This window comes from Halosimplex marinum, from assembly GCF_051414075.1.
GTDB lineage: Archaea > Halobacteriota > Halobacteria > Halobacteriales > Haloarculaceae > Halosimplex > Halosimplex marinum.
Genome location: NZ_JBLKNY010000005.1, coordinates 546691 through 558422 on the forward strand (window position 1 = coordinate 546691; position 11732 = coordinate 558422).

Annotated in this window: 4 protein-coding genes; 1 reads left to right on the forward strand and 3 read right to left on the reverse strand. The window is 68.6% G+C overall.

The genetic code is table 11. The annotated features are described in order from the left end of the window. Positions 1-173: 173 nt before the first annotated feature. The 3 genes from ACMGFI_RS16105 to ACMGFI_RS16115 form a co-directional block, all read right to left on the reverse strand. Positions 174-5330, reverse strand: a complete 5157-nt coding sequence (locus ACMGFI_RS16105; protein ID WP_436910855.1) for an endo-1,4-beta-xylanase — start codon at positions 5328-5330, stop codon at positions 174-176. Between the two features lie 284 nt (positions 5331-5614). Next, positions 5615-7711 (reverse strand): endo-1,4-beta-xylanase, encoded by a 2097-nt coding sequence (locus ACMGFI_RS16110; protein WP_436910856.1) that lies wholly within the window; start codon positions 7709-7711, stop codon positions 5615-5617. Positions 7712-7819: 108 nt separating this feature from the next. Continuing rightward, positions 7820-9367 carry an endo-1,4-beta-xylanase gene (locus ACMGFI_RS16115; RefSeq protein WP_436910857.1) on the reverse strand — a complete coding sequence of 516 codons (1548 nt, stop codon included), beginning with the start codon at positions 9365-9367 and terminating at the stop codon, positions 7820-7822. Positions 9368-9643: 276 nt separating this feature from the next. Between ACMGFI_RS16115 and ACMGFI_RS16120 the strand changes: the two genes are divergently transcribed. Further along, on the forward strand, positions 9644-11716 hold the full coding sequence (locus ACMGFI_RS16120) for an alpha-glucuronidase family glycosyl hydrolase (RefSeq protein WP_436910858.1): 2073 nt from the start codon (positions 9644-9646) through the stop codon (positions 11714-11716). Positions 11717-11732 lie beyond the last annotated feature (16 nt).

Consider the following 11732-nt stretch of genomic DNA (forward strand, 5'->3'; position numbering starts at 1 on the left):
CGGATATTAATGGTTCCGACGACAGTCTCACGTCCGGTATTCGGGCGAGCGACGCGGTCGGAACACCGCCCGCACACGCGCCGGGAAACGGAACGCGAAAGCTGCGAAGCGAGGTCGGGGCTCGCCCGGGAAGCGGCGAGCTACGTCTGACAGCGCCGGGTGGGAGAGCGCCGTCAGGCGTCGTCGTTCTCGTCGCCGGCGAGGTACTTCGCGACGCTCGCGAGTCCGCCCAGTGTCGCGACCGTCGAGACGATGCCCAGCCCCGGACCGCTGCCGGAGGTCGTCCCCGTCCCGGCGTCGCCCTCGGCGGCCGGCGCGTCCGTGGCCGTCTCCGTCGGCGTCGCCGTGGGCGTGGCGGCGTCCGTCGGCGTGTCAGTCGGCGTGGCCGTGGGCGTGTCCGTCGGGGTCGCGGTCGGCGTGTCCGTCGGGGTCGCGGTCGGCGTGTCCGTCGGGGTCGCGGTCGGCGTCTCTGTCGGTGTCGCGGTGGGCGTGTCCGTCGGTGTCGCCGTGGGTGTCGCGGTCGGCGTGTCCGTCGGTGTCTCCGTCGGCGTCGCGGTCGGCGTCGGCGTGCCGGTCGGTTCGACGACCACGTCGACGGTGTCCTGTGCGGTGTTGCCCCTCGAGTCGGTGACCTCCAGGCGGAAGTCGAGTTCGCGCGTCTGCTCGACCTCGGGGACGGTGAACGAGGCGCTCGCCGTCTCCTTTCCGGTGAGCGACACCGCCGGGTCGGCCGTGGTCGACTCGTACATCTGGAACCACTCGTAGGAGAGGTCCTTCCCGGTCGACCCGCCGCCGTTCAGCGTCACTTCCTCGCCCGGCTCGGCCCGTTTGGTCGAGCCGGCGTCGGCGGTCGGGCCGCTGTAGTCGCCGTCGCTCCCCCCGCCTCCCTCGGCGTAGTCGCCGTCGAGGGAGACCTTCAGGGTCGCCCCCCCGTCCGAGAGCGTGGTCGTCGCCGAGACCGACGCGTCCTCGTAGCTCACGTCGACCGCGTACTCGCCCTTGAAGCCCTGCAGCGAGTAGGCGCCCGAGGCGTCGGTGGTTCCCGACTCCTCGGTCCACCACTGGTCGAACACGAGGTCGCGGTAGCGGTCGAGCGCGGGTTTCTCCTCCCACCCTTCGGCGTAGAACGGCGCGTCGTCGCGCCAGTGCAGCGTGTCGATCAGCCCCCAGACCACGAAGTCGTCGACCGCCGGGTGACTGAAGACGGTCTTGAGGAACTGGTAGAAGAAGTCGGCCTTGTTCTCCTCCGACCAGGTCTCGTCGGACATGTCGAACTCCGTGATCCGCAGGCGCACGTCGTACTGTGCGTAACTGTCCAGCGCCGACATGACCTCCGAGGGCAGCAGCTTGCTGCTCTGACTGAAGTGGCTCTGCAGGCCGACCGCGTCCAGGTCCGCGATGTCTGAGTCCTCGATGTTCTCGATCTGGGCCCGGTAGCGCTCCCGGCGGTTCTCGTAGGGCCCCTCGATGGTGTTGTAGTCGTTGATCGCCAGCGAGAGACCCTCGTAGCCGGCGTCGCGGGCCTCCGCCATCCACTCGTTTATGATCTGGGCCTCCTCCGGACGCGGGTCGGTCATCGTCGTGTCGTCGGTCGCCTGGATGCCGTTGATCGCCTTGACCAGGCCCGGCTGCGGGATGACCTCGTTCATGACCTCCCACTCGTCGATGTCGTCGCCGTAGTACTCGATGATGTCGCGGACGTGGTTCAGCGTCTGCTGGCGGACGTAGTCGGGGTCGGGTTCGCCGGCCTCGATCCCCTGGGCCTCCCACGGGGCGCCCATCGCCTCGACCACGTCGTTGGGGACGGCGTACGAGGAGACGCTGCCCCACAGGGCGACGTGGCCGCGAACGTCCCAGCCCAGCTCCTTGAACCACTCGACGGCGGCGTCGGGCGCCTCCTTGTCGTTCTCCCAGAAGCGCCACTTGTGGGCGTTCTCCAGCACGCCGAGGTTGAACATCCCCTTGCGGTTCTCGACGTAGGGGTCGCCCTCCTCGGCGTCCTGCAGTTCGCCCGCGTTGGTCATGACACCGAAGCCGAACTCGTGGTCCTGCATCGCCACGTCGACCTCGGCGCCCTCGACGGCGTCGCCGTCCTCGTCGTAGACCTCCACGGTCATCTCGGCGGTGCGGTGTTGCTGGATGCGCTGGTCGGCGGCCTCCTCCCAGCCCGCTGCCGGCGACTCCTGCCAGGCCGGCAGGTCGCCGACGGCGACGCCCTGGGCGAAGTCGATCAGCGCCAGCCCGCCGATGTCGACCGTCTGGACCTCGCTTCCCAGCCAGATCTCGGTGAACCACTCGCCGCTCGCCCCCTCCGAGGCGAACTCGATCGGGAAGTAGTACCGCTCCCACGACGAGCCGACGGTCGGTCGCCCCTTCGTGACGTAGTTGGACGAGATCGACCCGTTCTCCGTCGACTTGTAGGTGATCGACGCCTCCCCGTCGTCGTCGGGCGTTCGCAGGTACGCGACGCCGAGCAGCACGTCGCCGCTACCGATCGACCTGTCTCCGACGGTGCCCTTGAAACTGAACTCGTAGGCGTTGTTCGGAGTCTCCGTGATGTCGATACGGGTCGCCTCGGAGAACGGCACGTCCGCGCCGCTCACGTCCAGCGACGAGCGGGTGGCGCTGCCGGGGCTGTCCTCGCCCGGCCGCATGAGTTCGTACGTCGAGAACGTGTCGGCCTCGTTGGTCGCGTAGACGAACCGCCCGGCCGCGCCGAGGTTCAGCTCTTTCAGGTCGGAGACCAGCGTCGAGTAGTACGGATCGGACACGTCCTCCCACTCGTCGTACTGGTCGGGCGCGAGCGTGCCGCTGGGGAGGCTGTTCACGTCGGCCGCGCCGTCGAAGTCGAGCAGCGCGAACCCGCCCACCTCGACGGTCTGTCCCTCGAACCCGAGCCGCAGCTGGACGTACGCGTTGCCGGCGTCCGTGTCGTCGCTGAACTGGACCGGGAAGTAGTGGCGTTCCCACTCCGAGCCGATGGTCGGACTGGTGTTTCCGGCCGCGTCGTTGGCGAAGTCGCCGGCGTCGACCGCGTAGAACGACGCTTGCGGCTCCTCCGAGGGTGAACGGAGGTACGCCACGGCGAGCATCGCGTCGCCCGACGCGATCGAATCTGGAATATTGGCCCTGAACTGCACGTCCCAGGCGTTGCTCGGCTCGCTCGTGACCTCGAACCGCCTCGCCTCTGCGAACGGCACGTCGCCCAGCGACGGCGAGGAGAGCGACCCGTTGGCGTTCTCGATTATCATCGAGCCCGACTCGATGGTCGCCGTCTCCGAGTCAGCGATCCGGAACTCGGGAGCCGGGAGGTCCATCCCCATCACGTCCGTGTACACGTCGCCGTAGTAGAGGTCGTCGTCGCTGGCGGCTCCGCTCGGTAGGTTCCCGGCGTTTGCACCGCCGCCGAAGTCCAGCAGGGCGAACCCGCCGATATCGACGGTCTGTTGCTCGAACCCGAGCCAGAACTCCGACCACCAGGATCCGGCCTCCGCGTCGGCCCCGATCTCGACCGGGAAGTAGTACCGCTGCCACGACGAGCCGACGGTGACCTGGTTGGTCCCGGTGGTCTCCGAGAACGCCTCGGTGTTGTCGTTCTGGACGTTGAACTGGACGGTCCCCTCGCCGTCGGGGGCGCGCATATACGCCACCCCCAACAGCACGTCGCCGGCGGCGACGTTCCGGTAGTCGGCGCTGTTCAGCCCCGTCCGCATCTGGACCGCGTAGTTGTTGTCCGGCGTCGAGGTGATCTCGAACCGCCGCGCCTGCGAGAACGGCACGGTCTCGCCGCTGACGTCGAGGCTGGAGATGGTGCCGTTACCGCCGGCGTCGGTCCAGTGGGCGCTGCTCGTCCCCGACTCGGTGTTGTCGTAGACGAACTCCGCTGCGGGCAGGCCGTCGCCGCTGAGGTTGTTCACCAGCCACGAGTAGTACGGGTCGCTCGGCGAGGGCCACTCGGACGGCCCGCCGTCGTCGCCGCCGTTCCCGTCGTCACCGCCGCCCGACGGGACACCGGACGGCAGGTTAGCCACGTCCACGTCCTGGCCGAAGTCGACGAGCGCGATCCCGCCCACGTCGACCGTCTGCTCCCCGTATCCGAAGTTGAGTTCGATCCACCAGTTGCCGGCGTCGGCAGCGTTCTGATACTCTATCGGGACGTACTGGCGCTGCCACTCCGATCCGATCGACGGCTTACTGTTGTCGTTTACCTCGTTGCTGTAAGGGTCGCTGACCCGGGCGCGGTACTCGACTTCGACGTCTCCCTCGGGAGCCCTGAAGTAGACGACTCCCAGGAACGTGTCGCCCGCCTCGACCGACTGGCCGCCCACGGTGCCGCGCATTTGCACCGCGTAACTCTCCGTGTCGGCGCTCTCGACCGTGATCCGCTGTGCTTCGCTGAACGGGACGCCGTCGTCGCTCACGTCCAGCGACTGTGCGGCCCCCGGACTGCCCTCCCCGACGCCGTTCGTGTTCCACGTGTCCCAGGTTCCGGACTCCGTGTCAGCGTAGACGAACTCGCCGCCGGGGAACCCCGCGTCCGAGAGGTCGGAGACGAGCGTCGAGTAGTACGGACCCAGCGCCGGGCTGGTGACGCCCGACGGGAGGGTATCGAACTCGACGTTGGTCCCGAAGTCGAGCAGCGCCACCCCGCCGATATCGACGGTCTGTTCCTTGAAGCCGAGCTGCCACTGGATGTACAGGTTCTGGTCCTCGGAGTCGGCGGCCGTGTCGGCACCGAACTCGATCGGGAAGTAGTGTCGCTCCCACTCGGAGCCGATCGTCGGCGACTGGTTCCCGACCGACGCGTTACCGAACCCGCCGCTGTCGACGGCGTAGAACTCCGCCTGCGGGCTGTCGCTCGACGAGCGCAGATACGCGACGGCGAGCATCACGTCTCCGGAGGAAACGTCCCGGGTGAGGTCGCCGCGCACCTGCACCGGGTAGTCCGGGTCGGGCGCGTCGGTCACGTCGATACGCCGCGCCTCCGAGAACGGTACGTCGTCGTCGCTGACGTCGATCGACTCGGCGGTCCCGTACTGGCCGTCCGACCCCGCCTGGGCGTACAGCGTGTTCCAGGCGCCCGACTCCGTGTCGGCGAACTCGAAGGTCGCCGGCGGGAGCCCGCGCCCGTTCCGCAGGTCGCCGACGAGCGACGAGTAGTACGCGTCGCCACCCGAATCCCACGAGTCCGGCGTGTCCGCGCGAACCTCGTCCGCTGTCACGCTGGCGATGCCACCCGCGGCGCCCGCCGCCCCGATCGACTGCAGGAACGGTCGGCGCCCCACCCGCAAGCGGTCGTCCCCACGACCGCCACTGTCATCCTCTCGCATAGTGCAGGCCAACCTCTGCGATTTATGACCCATAAATATTGCCAAAATATACTGATAATTGGTGATAATCAACAGCCGATTGTCAGAATATCCGGAAATAGTTGCCGGGATATCACGAGTGGCCCGATTCGGCCGAGTTCAGGACGGACGCGACGGGGTAGCCGGGCGGTAGCCCGCCCGGCCGATCCGGCAGTCCGCGACCGGCGCGCGGTCGGAAAGGGGTCGCGGGAGGTCGCAACGTTTCGGTGGCCCCGGCGCGGGTCACGACAGCGGCGCTCGACGGGTCACGCGTCCGGGGAGAGTTCGACGGTGGCACCGCCGTCGGAGAGCGTGACCGTCTCGGTGACCTCCTGGCCGTCGACCGTGGCGACGATCTCGTACTCGCCCTTGAACCCCGTCGTCGCGAAGGTTCCCTCATCGTCGGTGGTCGTCCCCGACTCCTCGGTCCACCACTCGTCGAAGACGAGCGAGCGGTACTCCTCGAGGGCGGGCTTCTCCTCCCACCCCTCGGCGAAGAAGGGGGCGTCGTCGCGCCAGTGGTTGGGGCTGTAGATGCCCCAGACGAGGAAGTCGTCGACCGCGGGGTGGCTGAACGCGACCTTGAGGCACTGTCGGAAGAAGACCGCCTTGTCTTCCTCGGCCCAGTTCTCGTCGGCCATGTCGAACTCGGTGATCCGCAGACGTACGCCCGTCTCGGCGTAGCGGTCCAGCGCCGATTTGACCTCCCCGGGCGACAGCGACGACGACTCGTTGAAGTGGCTCTGCAGGCCGGCGAAGTCCAGCCCCGCCTCGGAGTCGGCGAGGAACTCGATCTGCCGCTCGTAGGCGTCGCGCGTCGACTCGTACGGGCCGGCGAGCGTGTTGTAGTCGTTGACGCCCAGGGGCATCCCCTCGGGGGCGGCCTCCCGGGCGGTCGCGTACCACTCGGCCAGGACCGGGGCTTCGACCGGGTCCACGTCCTCCAGGGAGGTGTCGTCGGTCGCCGCCACGCCGTTGACCGCCTTGATCAACCCCGGCTTGTGGACGATCTCGTTGGCGACCTCCCACTCGGTGATCCGGTCGCCGTAGTGCTCGATGATCTCGGGGACGTGTTCCATCGTCCGCCGGCGGACGTGCTCGGGGTCGAGGTCCGGGTCCGTGACGCCGTTGGCCTCCCACTCGACCCCCATCGCTCGCACCACGTCGGGCGGGACGGACCACGCGGACACGTCGGACCACAGGCAGACGTGCCCGCGCAGGTCCAGCCCCTGTTCGAGGACCCAGTCGGTCGCGGCGTCGGACAGCTCCCGGTTCTCCTCCCAGAAGCGCCACTTGTGGTGGTTGCCCAGCACCGCGAGGTTGAACAGGTCCGCGACGTGCTCGCGGTAGGTGTCGGCCTCGTCGGACTCCTCGGTCAGGAAGCCGGCGCTGACCGCGGTGCCGAAGCCGAACTCGTGTTCCTGCATCGCGACCGCGACCTCTGCGTCGGCGACCGCGCTGCCGGACCCGTCGGTCACCTCGACGGTCAGCTCGCCCGTTCGGTGCTCCGCGATGCGCTCGTCGGCGGCGGCCTCCCAGTCGCCGCCCGCCTCGCCGTCCCCGCCCTCGCCGGCCGCTCCGCTCGGGAGGTCGTCGACGGCGACCTGCCCGTCGAAGTCGACAAGCGCGAGGCCGCCGATATCGACCGTCTGGGGGCCGAAGCCGAGGAACAGTTCCGTCCGCCAGGTGCCGGCCTCGGCGTCGTAGTCGTACTGGATCGGGACGTAGTAGCGGGTCCACTCCGCGGGGGGCTGGACCTGCGGGGTCGACTGCACCATGTTCGTGCTGAGGTTGTCCTGATCCTTCGAGACGAACTGGACCGTGGGTTCGGACTCGCTCGACTCCGGTCCGCGCAGGTACGCGACGCCGAGCAGCACGTCCCCGCTCTCGACAGCGGTGTCAGTCGCGGTCCCGATCATCGTCACGTCCCAGGTGTTCTCCGTCTCCTCGGAGACCTCGACGCGGACCGCCGAGGAGAACGGCTGGTCGTCGCCCACTTCGATCTCGGACGTTTCGGCCGCGTCGGCGCCCACGCCGAAGGCGGCCATCGCCCCCGCCTCGTAGTTCGCGTAGACGAACTCCCCGGCGGGCAGCCCCATCTCCCCGCCGAGCGTGTTCGCGAGCGCCCCGTAATAGGGGTCCCGCGTCTCCGGCCACCCGTCGGGGACGGCCGCCGGCGTCCCGGAGGGCGTCTCGGGGGCATCGCCGCCACCGTCCCCAACCTCGCCGTCCGGTGTGTCCGTGTTCCCGCCGTCGCTCGGGCACCCCGCCAGTCCGGTCGCGGCGAGCGCACCGAGCAGCGTCCGTCGGCCGAGAGCCGGGTCTACCCCACTGTCCGAACCGCGGTTGGGATCGTCTGACATCGACGTGGCTCCTACCAGCGGGAGTTCCGGTAAAAAAGATTTACATTCGGAGTGATACGGACCGCGAGAACTGACAGGTGAGTTATTTAACGGGCCGGTACCGACGGGTCAGGCGTCCGGGGAGAGTTCGACGGTGGCACCGCCGTCGGAGAGGGTGACCGTCTCGGTGACTTCGGTCCCGTCGACGGTGGCGGTGACCTCGTACTCCCCCTTGAAGCCGGTCGTCGAGAAGGTCCCCTCGTCGTCGGCGGCCCCTGACTCCTCGGTCCACCACTCGTCGAAGACCAGTCCGGTCCAGACGTCGTAGGCGGGCTTCTCCTCCCAGTCCTCGTAGAACAGCGGCGCCTCGGACTCCCAGTGGCGGCCGTCCCAGAAGCCCCACATGAGGAAGCCGTCCACGCCGGGGTGGGAGAACGCGCCCCGGAGGTAGTTGCTCAGGACCTCGGCGCGCTCCTCGTCGTCCTCCCAGTCGTCGCCGTTGTAGGTGTCGAACTCGGTGATCTTGACGGACGCACCGTGGTCGGCCCACTTGTCGATCTCCGCAGCGACGGTGGCGGCGTCGACCCGCCCGTCGGGGTCGGAGTTGGTGTTGAACTCGCCCTGGCGGGCGCCGACGTGGCCCTGCAGGCCGACCACGTCCAGCTGGGTCGCGTTCTCGTTGATGTGGTCGATCTGGGTCTCGTAGCGCCCGTCGGTGTAGTCGTAGGCGAACTGGTTGAAGTCGTTGACCCCCAGCCCGACGTCCAGGTCGTTCTCCTCGCGGACCTCGTCGGCCTTGCTGTACCACTCGGCGAGCAGCTCGGAGGTCCACGGGACCACCTCGCCCGTCCAGGGTTCCTCCTGGTCGATGTCGTCGCCGTAGTAGCCCAGCTGGAACTGGTAGGCGTGCATCGCCTCGTTGACGACCTCCCACTCCGTGATGTCGTCGCCGTAGTGGGTGATGATGTCCTCGATGTGCTGCATCGTTCGCTCGCGGATGGTCTCGCCGTCGCGCTCCTCGACGGCCGTCTGGATGTCCGGCGGGATGGCGCCGACGCCCTCCCGCCCCCAGAGACAGACGTGACCGCGCACGTCCAGCCCCCGGTCGAGCAACCAGTTCACCGCGTCGTCGGCCAGGTCAGGGTCGCGCTCCCAGAAGGCCCACTTCATCTGGTTCTCGATGACCGCCGTGTTGAACAGTTCGGGGATGTACTCCCGGTAGTTGTCGCCCTCGCTGGACTCGTTGATCAGCGCCCCCGCGTTGACGGCCGTCCCGAACGCGAACTCGTGTTCCCGCATGGCGACCTCGACCTCCGCATCGGTGACCGCGCTGCCGGATCCGTCGGTCACCTCGACGGTCAGCTCGCTCGTCCGGTGTTCGCGGATCCGCCGCTGTACCTCGGGGTCGGGCTCGCTCGGCGTGTCGGTGTCACTGTCCGTCTCGGTCTCCTCGGGGGTCCCGTCGCTCCCGTCGGCGGGCGTCGCCGTGGGTGTCGACGCGGGCGTCGACGTGTCCGCCGACCCGTCCTCGCCACCCTCGGTCGCCGTGTTGTCGCCGCCGTCGCTCGGACAGCCCGCCAGTCCCGCGGCCGCGAGCGCGCCCAGCAGCGTCCGCCGACCGACCGACCGGTCCACCGTCTCGTCCGTCTCCGACCCGGATGTGCTCTCAGATGACATACACGTGGCTCGTTCAAAGGGAATGGCTGACAAAAACCTTCGGTGTTGACCCGACCGTTGCCCGGGTTCGTCCCCGCCAGGTCCGACGGTCCGGTGAGACGACCGAGGAGTTCGACGCCGGGAACGGCAACGACCGCGGGAACGGGAACCGATCGCCGTCGCGGTCGTCGGTCCGGCCCGCGGCTTCCGGGACGGGACGGCCCGTTCGGGCGCCCGGTTTCGAGAGCGATACCGCGCCGTCACCGTTTTGGTGGCCCCCGCGGATCGGAGTAGCGTATGCAAGAGTACGACGACTGCTGGCTCCGGTACGACGAAGTCCCGGCGGGTGACCTCCGCGAGTCCTACCGGCGGCTCTGCTCGCACGCCTACGTCGCCGAGGAATCGCGGGAACTCGGCGCGGTACGCGAGGAACTGCGACGCGGCCTCGGCGGCCTGCTCGGGCGTGACCCGCACCTCTGGCAGCACCCGCCCCGCACCGTCGACGGCTTCCTCGCCGTCGGGACGCCCGGCGACATGGACGTGGTGGCGCAGGCCGTCGACGAGGACCGGGTCGACGACCTCGACGAGGGCGGGTACGTGATCACGACCGGCGAGTGGGAGGGGATCGACACGCTCGTCGTCACGGCGTCCTCCGATCGGGGACTCGTCTACGGCACGTTCCACCTCCTGCGCCTGATGGCGACCCGCGAGTCCGTCGAAGACGCGCATATCGAGGAGGAACCGGCCTCCCCGGACCGGCTGATCAACCACTGGGACAACCCGTTCCGCGGGTCGATGGAGCGAGGTTACGCCGGTCAGTCCATCTTCGACTTCGAGCGGCTGCCGGACCTGCGCGAGCGCTACCGCGACTACGCGCGCTTGCTCGCCTCCGTCGGGATCAACGGGGTCGTCCTCAACAACGTCAACACCCAGATCCCCGGCCGCGAGTCCGCCAGCGACGCGATGGACGAGCTGGAGGGGGGGCGCCTCCTCGAAACCCGGTACCTGGAGAAGCTGACGGGCCTGGCGTCGCTGTTCCGGCGGTACGGCATCCAGACCTACCTCTCGGTCAACTTCGGCGCGCCGGAGAAGATCGGCGACCTCGACACCTCCGACCCCAACGACCCCGAGGTCGCGGAGTGGTGGGCCGAGAAGGCCGACGAGGTGTACGACCTGATCCCCGACTTCGGCGGGTTCCTCGTGAAGGCCGACTCCGAGGGCCAGCCGGGGCCGTACAACTACGACGCCGACCACGTCGACGGCGCGAACGTCCTCGCGGAGGCGCTGGAACCCCACGGCGGCCGCGTCTGGTGGCGGGCGTTCGTCTACGGGTCCCACAAGGACCGGGCCGTCCAGCAGTACGACACCTTCGAACCGCTCGACGGCGAGTTCCACGACAACGTCACGATCCAGGTCAAGAACGGCCCGATCGACTTCCAGCCCCGGGAACCGATCTCCCCCGTCTTCGGGCAGATGCCCGAGACGGACCTGGGGCTCGAACTCCAGATCACCGGCGAGTACACCGGCCAGCACGTCCACGCCTGCTACCACGTCCCGATGTGGAAGGAGGTCCTGGAGTTCGACACCGACCCCGAGGGCCACGGCAAGAAAGTCAAGGATCTGTTCACCGACCCCGGGACCGGGATGGCGGGCGTCGGCGGCCCCGGCGAGGACAAGAACTGGACCGGTCACTACCTCGCGCAGGCGAACCTCTACGGCTACGGCCGGCTGGCGTGGGATCCCGACCTCGAAACCGGGGAGATCACCGACGAGTGGGTCAAACAGACGTTCGGCACCGACCCCGAAGTCGTCGGGACGGTCACGGAGGTCATGCACGGCACGTGGCCGGCGGTCATCGACTACTCGACCGGTGGTATCGGGCTGATGCACATGATGTACAACGGCAGCGCCTACCTCGAGAACCACTACGACCCCGGCCCGGAGGAGTGGCCCGGCTACACCGGCATCACCGAGGACGGCATCGGGAAAGACCGGAACTCGCGGGGTAACGGCTACGCCCAGCAGTACCCCGACGCGCTGGCCGAGCTGTACGACGACCCCGAGTCCTGTCCGAAGGAACTGCTCCTGTTCTTCCACCACCTCCCGTGGGACTACGAACTCGACGACGGGCGGACGGTGATACAGACGCTGTACGACAACCTCTACGCCGGCGTCGAGGAGGCCCAGCGGTTGCGCGACGAGTGGCGCACCCTGGAGGGCGACATCGACGAGGAGCGGTACCGCCACGTCGCCGAACGGTTCGACGAGCAGGTCGAACACGCGGGCGTCTGGCGCGACCGACTCGCCGAGCACTTCCACGAGTACGCGGGGATCCCGGACGAGCAGGGTCGCGTCCCCCGCGAGGACTGAGCGGCGGCTTCCGGGT